Origin of the sequence: Roseibium sp. (genome assembly GCF_048261595.1) — a bacterium.
Lineage (GTDB): Bacteria > Pseudomonadota > Alphaproteobacteria > Rhizobiales > Stappiaceae > Roseibium.
On the sequence record NZ_JBLXFW010000001.1, the window covers coordinates 1 to 13,463 of the forward strand.

Genomic DNA, 13,463 nt, shown 5'->3' on the forward strand with positions numbered 1-13,463 from the left:
CAAGATCGTCGAGTGGTACATGGACGGCAAGATCGAGATCGATCCGATGATCACCCACACCATGCCGCTCGAGGACATCAACAAGGGCTTCGACCTCATGCACGCCGGCGAATCCATTCGTTCCGTCGTGCTGTACTGAGGAGCGGCGCCGGCGATGGAGGTGATCTCGAAAAACCGGAGCTATGGGGGAGAGCAGGTGGTCTATCGCCACCCGTCATCCACTTGCGGCGTCGACATGACCTTCGCGGTCTACATCCCGCCCCAGGCGAAGGATGGTCCGGTGCCGTGTCTCTGGTACCTGTCGGGCCTGACATGTACGCACGAGAATGCCATGACCAAGGGTGGCCTCCAGGCGGCTGCATCACGCGAGGGAATCGCGATCGTCTTTCCCGATACGTCGCCACGCGGGGAGGGTGTCGCAGACGACGAGGCTTACGATCTCGGTCAGGGCGCCGGCTTCTACGTCAACGCCACAAAGGCGCCGTGGAGCCAGCACTTCAGGATGTATGATTACGTGGTCGACGAGCTGCGTGGCATCGTCGACCGGGAGTTGCCCGTTTCCGATGCGCACGGTGTAACCGGACATTCCATGGGTGGTCATGGGGCGTTGACGATCGCCTTGCGCAATCCGGGGAAATACCGGTCGGTCTCGGCTTTCGCGCCGATCGCCAACCCGACCCAGTCGGACTGGGGGCGCAAGCAGCTGTCCGCCTACCTGGGTGACGACGAGGCAAATTGGGCCGATTACGACGCCACGATCCTCTTGCGGGAGCGAGGTTGGGATGGCGACATCCTGATCGACCAGGGCGCCAACGATCAGTTTATCGATCTTCTGCGGCCGCAATCACTGGCCGAGGCGCTGACGGGGACACGTCAGCCTTCGGTCATGCGCATGCAGGAGGGGTACGACCACAGCTATTTCTTCGTGTCGACATTCGCCGACGACCATGTGTCGTGGCATGCGGCACGTCTCAAAAATGGCCGGGGCCGGTCAAACGGCCACGGATGAGGAAACGTTCGGGAAGGATCCCGGATCAGCCGGAGCGCAGGCCATGTCTGCGGTTTGAAACGGCAAGTGCCAGACGACGTGAGGTGAACTGGCGGCAAGACGACGAGGAGGACCAAAGCCAACTTGGGAGGAGCTGGGCGAACGCTGCCCTAAGCCGGGACCGGAAGATGGAAGAACCGGTTTGACGGCGTGGCTTTCAAGGCGTTCCCCGGAGAGGAAGTTCTTTTAACCGCGATCACCATGGGAGGTGGAGATGAGAAGGTTACTGACTGCTGCCACTGCGCTCAGCCTGAGCGCCGGCGTGGCCTACGCAGATGCCAATCTGCAGACAATGATGGACGACCCGAACCAGTGGGTCATCCAGACTGGTGACTACAAGAACCAGCGTTATTCCAAGCTTGACCAGATCAACAAGGACAACGTGAAGGATCTTCAGGTCGCATGGACGTTCTCGACCGGCGTTCTGCGCGGTCACGAAGGTTCCCCGCTGGTCATCGGCGACGTGATGTATGTTCACACGCCGTTCCCGAACATCGTCTATGCTCTTGACCTGAAGAACGACGGCAAGATCATTTGGAAGTACGAACCGAAGCAGGATCCGGACGTCATTCCGGTGATGTGCTGTGACACGGTCAACCGCGGCGTTGCCTATGCCGACGGCAAGATCTTCCTGCACCAGGCCGACACCAAGATTGTGGCACTCGATGCCGGAACCGGTGAGGAAGTCTGGAGCGTCGTAAACGGTGATCCGGCAATCGGTGAAACCAACACGGCGACCGTCATGCCGGTCAAGGACAAGATCATCGTCGGTATTTCCGGTGGTGAATTCGGTGTTCGCGGCTCGGTTACGGCCTACAACATCAAGGACGGCAGCCAGGCTTGGCGTGCCTACTCGATGGGCCCCGACAGCGACATCCTTGTCGATCCTGAAAAGACCACCCACCTGGGAACGCCTGTTGGCGCGGATTCCGGTCTGAATACCTGGGAAGGTGATCAGTGGAAGATCGGCGGCGGCACGACCTGGGGCTGGTACTCCTACGATGCCGAGGAAAACCTGGTCTATTACGGAACGGGTAACCCCTCGACCTGGAACCCGGCACAGCGCCCGGGCGACAACCGCTGGTCCATGACGATCATGGCCCGCGATGCGGACACCGGTGTGGCCAAGTGGTTCTACCAGATGACCCCGCATGATGAGTGGGACTACGACGGGATCAACGAAATGATCCTGACGGAACAGGAGATCAACGGCGCGACCCGCAAGCTCCTGACCCACTTCGACCGTAACGGTTTCGGCTATACCCTTGACCGTGTTTCCGGCGAGCTTCTCGTTGCAGAGAAGTACGACCCGGCGGTCAACTGGGCGACCCACGTGGAAATGGACAAGAACTCGGATCAGTACGGCCGGCCGCAGGTGGTTGCCCAGTATTCGACCGAACAGAACGGCGAAGACGTCAACTCCACCGGCATCTGCCCGGCGGCTCTCGGCTCCAAGGACCAGCAGCCTGCGTCCTACTCGCCGAAGTCTGAACTGTTCTACGTTCCGACCAACCACGTGTGCATGGACTATGAGCCGTTCCGCGTCAGCTACACGGCCGGTCAGCCCTACGTGGGTGCGACGCTGGCCATGTATCCGGCTCCGGACAGCCATGGCGGCATGGGCAACTTCATTGCCTGGGACAACGTGAAGGGCGAGATCAAATGGTCGATCCCCGAGCAGTTCTCGGTCTGGTCTGGTGCACTGGCAACCGCTGGCGACGTTGTGTTCTACGGCACGCTTGAAGGTTACCTGAAGGCTGTCGATGCTTCCACGGGTGAGGAACTCTACAAGTTCAAGACCCCGTCCGGCATCATCGGCAACGTGATGACCTACTCGTCCGACGGCAAGCAGTATGTCGCGATCCTCTCGGGTGTCGGCGGTTGGGCCGGTATCGGTCTGGCAGCTGGCCTGACCAACCCGAATGACGGCCTGGGTGCCGTGGGTGGTTATGCCGCGTTGAGCGATTACACCGCGCTCGGCGGTCAGCTGACCGTCTTTGCCCTGCCGAACTGATCGTTCGCAGCTGAACCGGGAGCCGGCACCTCAGGTGCCGGCTCCAATTTCCAGAGACAATGAACTGACGAAGCCATCGGCGCGCTCCGATCTTGAGCTGCGATCATGGTTTCCCTGACAGACAGGCTCCCGAAGGAATGGCAATGCGTAGTTTGAAGGTACTCTTTGCGGCTGCTTTTCTCGGTTCCGGCGTTCTTGCATCCGGCGCCCAAGCCGAACAGGCCTATGACCCGGCCCTCGTCGAAGCGGCGTATAGCGAAGATGGCCGTTACTTTACCGAGGATGACATCCCGACCTACAAGGTCCAGGAGGATGGCACCATCGACTGGCTGACCTATTCGGGGTTCCGCCGGTATCACTCCGAATGCCACGTCTGCCATGGTCCCGAAGGCGAGGGCTCAACCTATGCCCCGGCGCTGAAAAAATCGGCACTCGAGATGGACTACTATGACTTTGTCGATGTCGTGACCAATGGCCGGCAAAAGATCAGTGCTTCGGAAAACTCCGTCATGCCTGCCTTTGGCACCAACCCGAATGTCATGTGTTATCTCAATGATATATACGTGTATCTTAAAGCAAGAGGTACGGACGCGGTTGCGCGCGGGCGTCCGCGCAAGAAGGAAGCCAAGAGCGACGTAATCCGCGAGGAAGAAAATGCCTGTCTCGAAGGGTGAGGCGCTAAAGTCCCGCTTTTTCGCGAAGCGGCTGGTTTCGGGCTGGTTGGCAGGCGTCGTCCTGTCGGCCGGCCTTTGCCATGCCGCCATTGCTCAGACGTCGGATCTCGTGTCCCACAATGCACTGAGGGTCTGCGCCGATCCGGCCAACCTGCCAATGTCGGACAAGGCGGGTGCGGGATATGAAAACAAGCTGGCTGAGCTGATCGCGGCAAAGCTGGAATTGCCGGTGACCTATACCTGGTACCCGATGGCGACCGGTTTCATTCGTAACACGCTGCGGGCCAACCGGTGCGACATCGTGATGGGCTACGCCCAGGGGCACGAGATGGTGCTCAACACCAATCACTACATGACATCGGCCTACACCCTTGTGGTGCCGAAGACAGGCGATCTCAAGGATGTCACGGAGCTGTCCGATCCGCGCCTCAAGGGATTGAAGATCGGCATCATTGCCGGTTCGCCGCCCGCGACCCACATGGCGCGCAACGGGCTGATCGGCAAGGCACGGCCCTATAACCTGGTTGTCGATAGACGGCATGAATCTCCCGCAGTCGACATGCTTGCCGATCTGGCGAAGGGCGAGATCGATGCGGCGATCCTCTGGGGCCCCATTGCCGGCCCGTTGGTCAAGGAAGGGTATCCTGATCTGGAAGTGACGCCCTTGATGAAGGAAACGCTGCCACCGCGGCTTTTTTTCCGCATCACCATGGGTGTCCGGCAGGGAGAGAAGGTCTGGCAGCGCAAGCTGAACTCCCTGATCAGGAGGAACCAGCAGGAAATCAATGCCCTGCTGATCGATGCCGGGGTCCCGCTGCTGGATGACATGGGAACGTCTCGGCTCGAGAGCACACAGTGATGCCCGGCCTGCGGCGCACCGGAGGACGACCGGCCCCGCAAGCGTTCGGCCGGGTCACCGTTCCTCCAAGCATTTTCAGAACAATTGCCTTCTGCTGTCTGGTGTCCGTTGGCGCGGTCGTTCCGGCCGCAGCCGCAGACGGCGTTGCGGAGCCTGACGGGTACCGGGAGGAGGCCTATCGCGCTCCCGTTCCCGAAAGTCTTGCGGGCGGTACCGTGGTTTCCAATGAGGTTGCCTATCAGCTGTGGGAGAATGGCGGTACGGCGTTCATCGATGTTCTCCCACGCGCCCCCAAGCCGAAAAACCTGCCCACGGGTACCTTGTGGCGCGACAAGCCGCGTCATTCCATTCCGGGAAGTCTCTGGCTGCCGAATGTCGGATATGGCCGCATTGCCGATGTAACCGCTGACTATTTCCGCCGAGGGCTGGAAAAGGCAACGGAAGGGGACAAGACGCATCCGGTTCTGTTCTTCTGCCTGGATGAATGCTGGATGTCCTGGAATGCTGCGAAGCGCGCGCTGGAATACGGATACCAGTCGGTCTACTGGTATCCGGAAGGCACGGATGGCTGGGGTTTTGAGGATTATCCGCTCGTCGAGGTCCAGCCAGAGCCGGAACCTGCGGGGTAGCGACGTCCGGTTGACCGGGATTGTGCCTAAGCCTGCGGTCTGAAGGTTTCTCCCTGCACGGCTCTTTCCGTGCTCTAATAGTCCGCGAATTCCTGTTCGACTTCGGAAACCGCACCGTCGGTGTCGGTCAGCCTGGCTTTCGCCCGGCTTGTTCCATTTGGGACGGAAAAAGTCAGGGTTGGGTTCTCACTCAGCGAAATGCTGCCTGTCATGGTCGCGAAAGGGGCGCCGTTGACATCGAGCTCCAGCGTATCGATGAAGCGGGCAGGGATGTATAGCAGCGAGATCTGGTCCATCTGCATGCCGGAATGGCTCGGATGACTGACCGCGATTTCAAGATCCGGCGCATTCGGCGTGTGGCTTGTCACGCTCGCGACAAGAGCACGAGTGTCCGGCCGCGTTTTCAATGCCATTTCCATCTGGCCGAGGGTCTGGAGCGCTTCCTTGGGGTCCGTGCCGGGTGGCGCTGAACAGGCTCCCAGACCGGATGTCTTGACGAAGGTTTCCGCAACAAAGAGCTGGCCGTTGTCGAGTTCGGCGACCGCATGGACCGGCGTCGGGCCATTGATCCGCATGGTGGCAGTGAAATCGAACATCGCTTGCGGCGCCGCGAACTTCAGGTCCGCAGACACCGGCATCGGGTTGTTGTCGAGGATCAGCGCCACCCCTACGATACTGCGCTCGGCCGGAGCCGTGACATCGACGGTAACCAGCGTTCTTGCGTCGTTGTCTGTCCGATAGGGTGCATCGATGCGGATGACGGCCTCAGAGCTGGCGAGGAAGCGGCCTTCGTAGAGCGAAGCCTTGATGTCATTCCACGCAGGGTCGGGTGCGTTCTGCTGTGCGAGTGCTGGGGGCAGACTTGCGAGCAGCAGGGCGCCGACAAGGCCGAATCCAGTTTTCCTGGGAATTATTGGCATGGGCTTGTCTCCGTCTGTGTCTCCAGAACGAACCGGCCGAAGGCTCTTGGTCCGTCGCCGGTTTCGATTTCAGCCAGCATTTCGAGGGAAGTCGCATCGATCAGGCTCAGGGTGTTGGAAAACCAGTTCGCGACAGCGATGGCGGAACCGCCAAGGGCGGCTTCGATGCCTTCCGGATACTCCCCGACATCGACGACATCGATCCTGGAAAAATTGGTCAGGTCATAGGCCGTGACCGTGTCAGCGTATTGATCCGTCGAGAATGCGCGGCCGCCTGCGAAACCTATGCCGTACGGCCGCTCACCAACCGGAACAGTGGCGACCACGGTGCGGCTACGCGGATCAATGACCGTTATGTCGTTGGATCCGACATTGGCGACATGAAGGCGCCCCATGGGATCCTGGGCCATCCCGAATGGCCGGATGCCGACGGTGATCGCTCCGAGGGGAGAGAGATCGGGAAGGGCGAAGAACGAGACCTGATGCGCGTCCCGGTCTGCCGAGGCCAGCCACGCGGCGTCGCGCGAGACCACGAGGCCGGCCGGTGCACTGCCGGTCTGCAGCTCCGCTTGGAGCTCCAGCTCCTCCGTGCCGAGAACCTGGATCCGGGCGTTATACCAGTCGGAGACGAAGATGCGGCCGGAGGTTTCATCAACGGCAATCCCCGTCGGTCCTCCAGGAAGGGCAGCGGTGGCTTCAAGCACGCAATCCGAGATCGAGAAACGACGAATGGTCTTGTCGTCCGGGCTGACAGTGAAAAAGGCGCCGTGAGCCGGTGCAAGAGCAATCCCTGCAGGTTTGCCCGGAACATCTATGCGGCGAATTTCGCGCTGTTTCTCCAGATCGATGACACTGAGGTCCGAGCTGTTCTGGTTGGTGACAAAAGCAAATGAGCCCGCGTGCGCAAATTGCGACGCGGGCGTCATCGCCAGAAGGGCGAGAGCCAGGAGCCTAGTTGCTGCCGGAGAAGCGTTCGGCGAGGGCATCGAGGCCAGCCTTGTAGACCGCGCTGACGGCTGCGACCGCCGCTTCGTCGTTCAGGTTCGCCGGCGGATCATTGTTTGGGTATCCACGATAGAACGCGCCGCGCCATTCGATCAGCGAACCTCCGTCCTTGCCGGGTTTCACCGTCAGGTGCGAGGAATAGTTGGTCACCGGAAGGGTTTCCACGGCAACGTCGGTGATGCGATAGGAATAGGTCATCTTCTCGGGATTGTACTTGTAGAGAACCTCCGAGATCGTCGGGCCGCCGTCTTCGCCAAGGGTCAGGACACGTGTTGCATCTATGGCGTTGTCGCCTTCGCCCTTGCTCGAGAATACCGCCGGATGCCAGCTCATGTCCTGGAAGTTGCCGATGACGTTCCAGACATCTGCCGGGGCGGCCGGCACTTCCTGCGACAGGGTTACCTTCTGACGGGTCGGGCCATGGGCCTGAGCTGCTGCCAGCGTCCATACGGAGGCGGCAACAAGTGTCAGAATCATCATCAGTCTTCTAAGCATAGGACCTCATTCCTTGAAAAAAGCGGTCTTGAGGATGTAGCGCATGCCACGGCTCCAGGACTGGTCCGTGTTGGAGCGTACATCGACGGACCTGGCTCGGACGGTTTCGCCGGTTTCGACGTCGCGCAGCACCAGGTTCATTGAAATGATCAGGTTGGAGACTTTCTGAACCACCCCGACCAGGATGAAGTCCGCACCAAGCGCCTTGCCCATCCGAACGTCACAGCCGTAGCAATTGGCCGGATTGACGGTGTTTTCGAGCTTCTTTGCAATGGGCGCGAGATCCATGAACCGGATGCCCTCTTCGCTGAAGCGTTGCACGATCAGGTCTTCCAGAAGAGCGACACGGGCCGTCTCGTCCTCGCGTACTCCGTTGTAGGCGCCTTCGGTGGAGGTATCGAGAAACACGAGGCCCAGAAAGGCTATCCTGGCCCCCGGCAAAAGCTCCGCGGCCAGTGCCGGAGGGCTCAGCCAAAGCAATGCCAGGATGGTCAGAAGCAGTCTCATGATCAACATCTTAAGCGGGGTCGGACCGGCTTCAATGGATCCTAAAGTATCGGTTTTTTTGACGGTATCTTGTCTGGCACACTCAACAAAACAACGATGATTGGAAACGTCTGAAGTGATGTGCCTTCGCTCAAGGGTTGTCTTCGTGTGGTGTCTCGCCTTCGTCCTCGGTGCGGGGTACGGCCTTGGCCCGGAGCGTGCCCATGCGGTCGAGGTCAAGGCAGGCGTTCTGCGGGTCGATTATCCGACAATTGCGCCGGTCTCCCGCTTCGATCGAATGCATGACGACCTCGGCTTCGCCGGTGGTGCGCTTGGCAACGAGGACAATCAGACCACGGGCTCCTTCATGGGGCATTCCTATTCGATGGCCACCAGGGCGGTATCGTCGGAGGCTGTGGCCGAGGCGACCAACGCCATGATTGCGGACGGAGCCCAGTTCATCGTCGTTCTTGGCAGGTCGGCGGACATCCTGGCGGCATCTGACGCTGCCGAGGGGCGTGCTCTCGTCTTCAATGCCAGCGCTTCTGACGTATCCCTTCGTGACGACCAATGCCGGGGTAACCTTCTTCATATTGCGCCCAGCCGGGCGATGCTTGCCGATGCCGTAGCCCAGTTCCTGAGGTGGAAGAAGTGGGACGACTGGTTCCTGATCGAAGGGTCCAATCCTGATGACCTCCTGCTCGGCGCAGCCTATCGGCGTGCTGCGATGAAGTTCGGCGCGCGCATTGTCGAGGAACGAACCTTCGAGGACACCGGCGGATCCCGCCGCAGCGACAGCGGCCACGTTCTTGTTCAGCGTCAAATCCCGGTTTTCACACAGGAGGCCGAGGAGCACGACGTCATCGTCGCGGCTGACGAGAGTGATGTATTCGCGCTGTATCTGCCGTTTCACGCCTGGGAGCCGCGACCGGTGGCAGGTTCTGGCGGGTTGCGGCCAGTGAACTTTTCCGCCAGCCACGAGGCCTGGGGGGCGACCCAGTTTCAGCGCCGTTTCGAAAAACTGTCCGGCCGGTACATGCAGGCGGAAGACTACAACACATGGCTTGCCCTGCGCGTTGTCGGCGAGGCTGTCACGCGCACGGGAAGTGCGGATCCTGCGAGAACGCTCGAATACATCCTGAGCGATGGATTCGAGCTTGCCGCCTTCAAGGGTCAGAAGGTGACGTTTCGCCCCTGGAATGGTCAGCTTCGCCAGCCAATCATCCTGACCGACAGCAAGATCACCGTCAGCGTTTCTCCGCAAGAAGGGTTCCTGCACCAGCGCTCGCCGCTGGATACGCTGGGTATCGATGAACCTGAATCGTCCTGCAAGGCCTTTGCCGGATAGAACCGCATTTCATGAGGACTATCATGACCGCCACACCGCTGCTTTTGAAAGCCACACGGCACCTCGCAATAGGCTCGGGCCTTGCCGTCGCGGTCGCATTCAGCACCGTGCCAGTGCTCGCCAACAAGATCTTCGTCAGCAACGAGAAGGGCAATACGGTCACCGTTGTCGATAGCGAGACCTGGGAGGTTCTTGCCGAATTCGATGCCGGAAACCGGCCGCGGGGTATTGGCATCAGCCCGGACGGGACGCACCTTTACGTCTGCGCCTCCGATGACGACAGCATCAAGGTATTCGATGCAGCCACCAACGAGTTTCTCTGGGCACTTCCCTCGGGTCCGGATCCGGAACTCTTCGTTCTCAGTCCCGATGGCAGCAAGCTTTACGTCTCGAATGAGGACGACAACCTTGTCACCGTTGTGGATACGGCCAAAAAGACAATCATTGCCGAGGTGCCGGTCGGGGTCGAGCCCGAGGGCATGGCTATCAGCCCTGACATGAAGTTCGTGGTGAACACGTCGGAAACCACCAACATGGCGCATTTCATCGCCACCGAAGACTACAAGATCAAGCACAACATCCTGGTCGACCAACGCCCGCGCTATGCCCGTTTCACCAATGACGGCAAGACGCTCTTCGTCAGTTCCGAGATCGGAGGGACGGTGTCCGTGATCAACATGCTTGGCGAAACCGGACCCGAGCTGGAGGGAAAGATCGGGTTCGAGGTGCCCGGCGTTCAGCCGGAATGGCTGCAGCCGGTGGGCATGCGCATCACGTCGGACAACAAGTGGCTTTTCGTGGCGCTTGGCCCGGCCAACAGGGTGGCGGTCATCGATATCGAGAAGCGCGAAGTCGAGAAATACATTCTGGTCGGCCAGCGCGTCTGGCAGCTGGAGTTCACCCCGGATGAGAAATACCTGCTGACGACCAATGGCAATTCCAACGACATCACCGTCATTGATGTGGAGGATCAAGAAGCGGTTCGGTCTATCCAGGTCGGCCAGCAGCCGTGGGGCGTTGTCGTCGCCCCGAATTGATGCCCGGTTCCGGCGGCTCCGGATCGGTCAGGAAAGCAGAACAACCAGGGATGCCGTTGGAGGAGACGGCAGCTCATGGGAAGGGAGGACAGTCATGGGATATTCTGACATCGGGCGGTGGGATCCGCGCTCGCGGGCAAATGGGCGTCGTCTGTTCTCGAAGCTGATCGTTGCGGGTATCGGGGGGCTGGTCGCCCTCGTCCTGGGTGGTTCTGCGCCGGTTTCCGCCGACGACCTTCCCGTTCTGAGGGCAGCTACGCTGAAGATCGGTACCGTCAATTGGGAACTGGAGACCATCAGGCAGAACGGCTTCGATGAAGCCAACGGCTTCAGGCTTGAAATGAAGCCTTATGCAGACAACGGCGCAACGCGCGTTGCCCTTGAAGGCGGCGAGGCCGATGTCGCGGTTGCCGATTGGATCTGGGTCGCGCGCCAGAGGGCTGCGGGCAAGGATTACGTCTTCATTCCCTATTCCCGTGCCGTTGGCGGTCTCGTGGTGCCAAAGGACAGCCCGGCCCAGAGCCTTGCTGACCTGAAGGGCAAGAAGATCGGAATTGCAGGCGGTCCGGTCGACAAGAGCTGGCTGATCCTGCAGGCCTATGCCAAGGAAAAGCATGGCTTCGATCTGGCGGCGGAGACGGAACAGGTGTTTGGCGCACCTCCGCTTGTCTTCAAGTCCGCGCTTCAGGGCGAAACCGATGGGGCAATCAATTTCTGGCATTTCCTCGCCAAGATGAAGGCGGCCGGGATGCGAGAACTGATCTCCGTCGAGACGGCTTCCGCAGCGCTCGGGCTCAACCCGGATATCCCGCTGCTTGGGTACGTGCTGAAGGAATCCTATCTCTCGGAACACCCGAAGATGGCAAAGGCACTCTACGACGCTTCGCGCGCTTCAAAGAAGCTGTTGGCAGAAGATGCGGCGGCCTGGGAGGCGATCCGGCCGATGATGAACGCCAGCTCGGATGCGCAATTCGATGTCCTCAAGGCCGATTTTCTTGCAGGCACGCCCGGACCTGGCAACGTGGACGAGGATGAGGCCGCCAACTTCTTTTCCCTTATGGCACGCCTGGGAGGGGCGAAGCTGGTGGGCGACGTCAGTGAGCTACCCTCCGGGCTCTTCGTCAAGGTCGAGTAGACGCTCTTGTCTTCAAATCTTATCCGGGGCCTATCGCTTGCAGCCTTCCTGGTCTTCTGGACGGTGCTTGCCGCGGTCCACGGAGATCCCACGGTGCTGCCGTCACCGGAGAGCCTCGTGGAACCATTCCTGCGCGAGCTGCGCTCGGGCGAATTGGTCTATCACCTGACAACGACGCTAGGCCGGGTGGTTGCGGCCTTTGCCCTGGCGATGGGGCTCGGCCTGTGTCTCGGCATGGTCATGGGAACAAAGCCGGCTATCGATCGCTGGCTCGATCCCTGGCTGGTCGTGTTCCTCAATCTGCCGGCGCTCGTGCTCATCGTTCTGTGCTATCTCTGGATCGGCCTGACGGAGGCTGCAGCCATTGCTGCTGTCACATTGAACAAGATCCCGAATGTCGCGACCATCGTGCGGGAAGGGGCAAGGGCGCTTGATCCGGAACTGCGGGCGATGGCACGGGTCTATCGCATGAGCCGGTGGACCTATCTGCGTCACGTGATCCTGCCGCAGCTCGCGCCGTATCTCGCGGGTGCCTCGAGGTCGGGGATCGCGGTGATCTGGAAGATCGTGCTCGTCGTCGAGTTTCTAGGCCGATCCAACGGAATCGGATTCCAGATCCATCTCTATTTCCAGCTCTTCGATGTCGCCATGGTGCTGGTCTATTCGCTAAGCTTCATCGTCGTCATGCTCATTGTCGAATGGATCCTGGTGCAGCCGGCAGAACGGCGTGTCAGTGCGTGGAGAGCGGCATGATCAAGGTCCATGTCGCGAACAAGTCGTTCGGCAAGACTCAGGTCCTGAGCAACGTAAATTTCGCGCTGCCGGATGGGAAATGTCTCGCGATACTTGGCAAGTCCGGTGTGGGGAAGTCGACACTTCTGCGCATTATCGCCGGTATCGACGACGACTTCGAAGGGAAGATCAACCGGCCTGAAAGGATGGCCTTTGTCTTTCAGGAGCCCACTCTGCTTCCCTGGCGCAGTGCCATCGACAACATTCTGATCGTCCATCCCGGGCTTGAGCGACGGGGGGCTGAAGCCATGCTCGTTCGCGTCGGGTTGGGCGGCAAGGCAGACCAGTTTCCAGGTCAATTGTCACTCGGACAGCAGCGACGCCTGTCGCTCGCACGTGCCTTTGCCGGGCAGCCCGAGCTCTTGATCCTGGATGAACCTTTCGTCTCGCTGGACGAAAAGACGGCGGAACAGATGGTGGCCCTGACGCGAGGGCTCATGAGGGAGATTTCGCCAACCACCCTGTTCGTGACCCACGAGAGGGAGGAAGCGCGATTGCTGGCAGATCACACGATCGAGCTTGTCGGCAGCCCGGCGACGCTCGCGCCGAACCTGGTGCGAGCGGATTTTATAAGGGAGGAACTGAGATGAAATTGATTGCAGCAATTGGACTGGCGATGTCGCTTCTGGGCGCACCGGTAATGGCCCACGAATTCGGCTTTGCCGGCATTCTCGACAAGAACAACAAGGAGGAACTGCCGGAACTGACGCTGTCGTCCGGCAAACCCATTGCCGAGGGACCATTGGTCCTGAAATCCGGAACCATGTACGAGATTGAGATCGTTTCCGACGGTTCCGCCGAACTGGCGCTGGAAGGCTCCGGCTTCTTCCGTGCAATCTGGGTGAACGAGGTGGTCGTCAACGGGCTTGAAATCCGACCCTTCGGCCTTGAAAGTGTTGAATTCGACGATGCCGGAACCATGGAAATCGAGTTCCTGGCCATCAAGCCGGGCCGCTATTTCCTACGTCAGCCCGGATCGACAGGTGAAAACCAGCGGGTCGAGATCACGATCCAGTAATCC

15 protein-coding genes and 1 pseudogene are annotated in these 13,463 nt (G+C 60.0%); 12 read left to right on the plus strand and 4 right to left on the minus strand.

The window, feature by feature from the left end:
* The 6 genes and pseudogenes from ACN0SY_RS00005 to ACN0SY_RS00030 form a co-directional block, all read left to right on the plus strand.
* Positions 1-139 (plus strand): annotated as a pseudogene (locus tag ACN0SY_RS00005) (S-(hydroxymethyl)glutathione dehydrogenase); the annotation flags it as partial.
* Positions 140-154: 15 nt separating this feature from the next.
* A complete protein-coding gene (gene fghA, locus ACN0SY_RS00010) occupies positions 155-1,009 on the plus strand; it encodes an S-formylglutathione hydrolase (RefSeq protein WP_417683698.1) in 855 nt (284 codons plus the stop codon).
* Positions 1,010-1,262: 253 nt separating this feature from the next.
* Positions 1,263-3,062 carry a lanthanide-dependent methanol dehydrogenase XoxF5 gene (xoxF5, locus tag ACN0SY_RS00015; RefSeq protein ID WP_417683700.1) on the plus strand — a complete coding sequence of 600 codons (1,800 nt, stop codon included), beginning with the start codon at positions 1,263-1,265 and terminating at the stop codon, positions 3,060-3,062.
* A gap of 143 nt (positions 3,063-3,205) precedes the next feature.
* Complete coding sequence (locus tag ACN0SY_RS00020; protein WP_417683702.1) at positions 3,206-3,736, plus strand: c-type cytochrome, methanol metabolism-related; 531 nt, start codon at positions 3,206-3,208, stop codon at positions 3,734-3,736.
* Positions 3,717-4,595 carry a substrate-binding domain-containing protein gene (locus ACN0SY_RS00025; RefSeq protein ID WP_417683704.1) on the plus strand — a complete coding sequence of 293 codons (879 nt, stop codon included), beginning with the start codon at positions 3,717-3,719 and terminating at the stop codon, positions 4,593-4,595. The genes ACN0SY_RS00020 and ACN0SY_RS00025 overlap by 20 nt, the downstream gene beginning before the upstream one ends.
* On the plus strand, positions 4,595-5,224 hold the full coding sequence (locus ACN0SY_RS00030; RefSeq protein ID WP_417683706.1) for a PQQ-dependent catabolism-associated CXXCW motif protein: 630 nt from the start codon (positions 4,595-4,597) through the stop codon (positions 5,222-5,224). The genes ACN0SY_RS00025 and ACN0SY_RS00030 overlap by 1 nt, the downstream gene beginning before the upstream one ends.
* A gap of 74 nt (positions 5,225-5,298) precedes the next feature.
* On the opposite strand, the gene ACN0SY_RS00035 is transcribed toward ACN0SY_RS00030, so the two are convergent.
* From ACN0SY_RS00035 to ACN0SY_RS00050, 4 genes are read right to left on the minus strand one after another with little or no spacing between them, the layout of a single operon-like run.
* Complete coding sequence (locus tag ACN0SY_RS00035; protein ID WP_417683708.1) at positions 5,299-6,144, minus strand: quinoprotein dehydrogenase-associated SoxYZ-like carrier; 846 nt, start codon at positions 6,142-6,144, stop codon at positions 5,299-5,301.
* Positions 6,135-7,130 (minus strand): YncE family protein, encoded by a 996-nt coding sequence (locus tag ACN0SY_RS00040; RefSeq protein ID WP_417683710.1) that lies wholly within the window; start codon positions 7,128-7,130, stop codon positions 6,135-6,137. The genes ACN0SY_RS00035 and ACN0SY_RS00040 overlap by 10 nt, the downstream gene beginning before the upstream one ends.
* Complete coding sequence (locus tag ACN0SY_RS00045) at positions 7,096-7,626, minus strand: SRPBCC family protein (protein ID WP_417685825.1); 531 nt, start codon at positions 7,624-7,626, stop codon at positions 7,096-7,098. Before ACN0SY_RS00045 ends, ACN0SY_RS00040 begins: the two co-directional genes overlap by 35 nt.
* A 24-nt stretch (positions 7,627-7,650) precedes the next feature.
* Positions 7,651-8,151, minus strand: coding sequence for a DUF3280 domain-containing protein (locus ACN0SY_RS00050; RefSeq protein ID WP_417683712.1), 501 nt, complete (start codon positions 8,149-8,151; stop codon positions 7,651-7,653).
* A gap of 118 nt (positions 8,152-8,269) precedes the next feature.
* Here ACN0SY_RS00050 and ACN0SY_RS00055 point away from each other — a divergent pair, with 118 nt between their 5' ends.
* From ACN0SY_RS00055 to ACN0SY_RS00080, 6 genes are all read left to right on the plus strand, one after another.
* Complete coding sequence (locus ACN0SY_RS00055) at positions 8,270-9,478, plus strand: ABC transporter substrate-binding protein (RefSeq protein WP_417683714.1); 1,209 nt, start codon at positions 8,270-8,272, stop codon at positions 9,476-9,478.
* A gap of 23 nt (positions 9,479-9,501) precedes the next feature.
* Positions 9,502-10,515 carry a PQQ-dependent catabolism-associated beta-propeller protein gene (locus ACN0SY_RS00060; RefSeq protein ID WP_417683715.1) on the plus strand — a complete coding sequence of 338 codons (1,014 nt, stop codon included), beginning with the start codon at positions 9,502-9,504 and terminating at the stop codon, positions 10,513-10,515.
* Between the two features lie 94 nt (positions 10,516-10,609).
* Complete coding sequence (locus ACN0SY_RS00065) at positions 10,610-11,650, plus strand: ABC transporter substrate-binding protein (protein WP_417683716.1); 1,041 nt, start codon at positions 10,610-10,612, stop codon at positions 11,648-11,650.
* Positions 11,651-11,656: 6 nt separating this feature from the next.
* Positions 11,657-12,403, plus strand: a complete 747-nt coding sequence (locus ACN0SY_RS00070; RefSeq protein ID WP_417683717.1) for an ABC transporter permease — start codon at positions 11,657-11,659, stop codon at positions 12,401-12,403.
* A complete protein-coding gene (locus tag ACN0SY_RS00075; protein ID WP_417683718.1) occupies positions 12,400-13,032 on the plus strand; it encodes an ABC transporter ATP-binding protein in 633 nt (210 codons plus the stop codon). Before ACN0SY_RS00070 ends, ACN0SY_RS00075 begins: the two co-directional genes overlap by 4 nt.
* Positions 13,029-13,460, plus strand: a complete 432-nt coding sequence (locus ACN0SY_RS00080; RefSeq protein ID WP_417683719.1) for a hypothetical protein — start codon at positions 13,029-13,031, stop codon at positions 13,458-13,460. The genes ACN0SY_RS00075 and ACN0SY_RS00080 overlap by 4 nt, the downstream gene beginning before the upstream one ends.
* The last annotated feature ends 3 nt before the right edge of the window (positions 13,461-13,463 follow it).

Excerpts from the sequence above, each read along its gene's own strand:
- fghA (WP_417683698.1), top strand. The coding sequence starts at position 155 with ATGGAGGTGATCTCGAAAAACCGGAGCTATGGGGGAGAGCAGGTGGTC.
- xoxF5 (WP_417683700.1), top strand. The coding sequence starts at position 1,263 with ATGAGAAGGTTACTGACTGCTGCCACTGCGCTCAGCCTGAGCGCCGGC.
- ACN0SY_RS00020 (WP_417683702.1), top strand. The coding sequence starts at position 3,206 with ATGCGTAGTTTGAAGGTACTCTTTGCGGCTGCTTTTCTCGGTTCCGGC.
- ACN0SY_RS00025 (WP_417683704.1), top strand. The coding sequence starts at position 3,717 with ATGCCTGTCTCGAAGGGTGAGGCGCTAAAGTCCCGCTTTTTCGCGAAG.
- ACN0SY_RS00030 (WP_417683706.1), top strand. The coding sequence starts at position 4,595 with ATGCCCGGCCTGCGGCGCACCGGAGGACGACCGGCCCCGCAAGCGTTC.
- ACN0SY_RS00035 (WP_417683708.1), bottom strand. The coding sequence starts at position 6,144 with ATGCCAATAATTCCCAGGAAAACTGGATTCGGCCTTGTCGGCGCCCTG.
- ACN0SY_RS00040 (WP_417683710.1), bottom strand. The coding sequence starts at position 7,130 with ATGCCCTCGCCGAACGCTTCTCCGGCAGCAACTAGGCTCCTGGCTCTC.
- ACN0SY_RS00045 (WP_417685825.1), bottom strand. The coding sequence starts at position 7,626 with ATGATTCTGACACTTGTTGCCGCCTCCGTATGGACGCTGGCAGCAGCT.
- ACN0SY_RS00050 (WP_417683712.1), bottom strand. The coding sequence starts at position 8,151 with ATGAGACTGCTTCTGACCATCCTGGCATTGCTTTGGCTGAGCCCTCCG.
- ACN0SY_RS00055 (WP_417683714.1), top strand. The coding sequence starts at position 8,270 with ATGTGCCTTCGCTCAAGGGTTGTCTTCGTGTGGTGTCTCGCCTTCGTC.
- ACN0SY_RS00060 (WP_417683715.1), top strand. The coding sequence starts at position 9,502 with ATGACCGCCACACCGCTGCTTTTGAAAGCCACACGGCACCTCGCAATA.
- ACN0SY_RS00065 (WP_417683716.1), top strand. The coding sequence starts at position 10,610 with ATGGGATATTCTGACATCGGGCGGTGGGATCCGCGCTCGCGGGCAAAT.
- ACN0SY_RS00075 (WP_417683718.1), top strand. The coding sequence starts at position 12,400 with ATGATCAAGGTCCATGTCGCGAACAAGTCGTTCGGCAAGACTCAGGTC.
- ACN0SY_RS00080 (WP_417683719.1), top strand. The coding sequence starts at position 13,029 with ATGAAATTGATTGCAGCAATTGGACTGGCGATGTCGCTTCTGGGCGCA.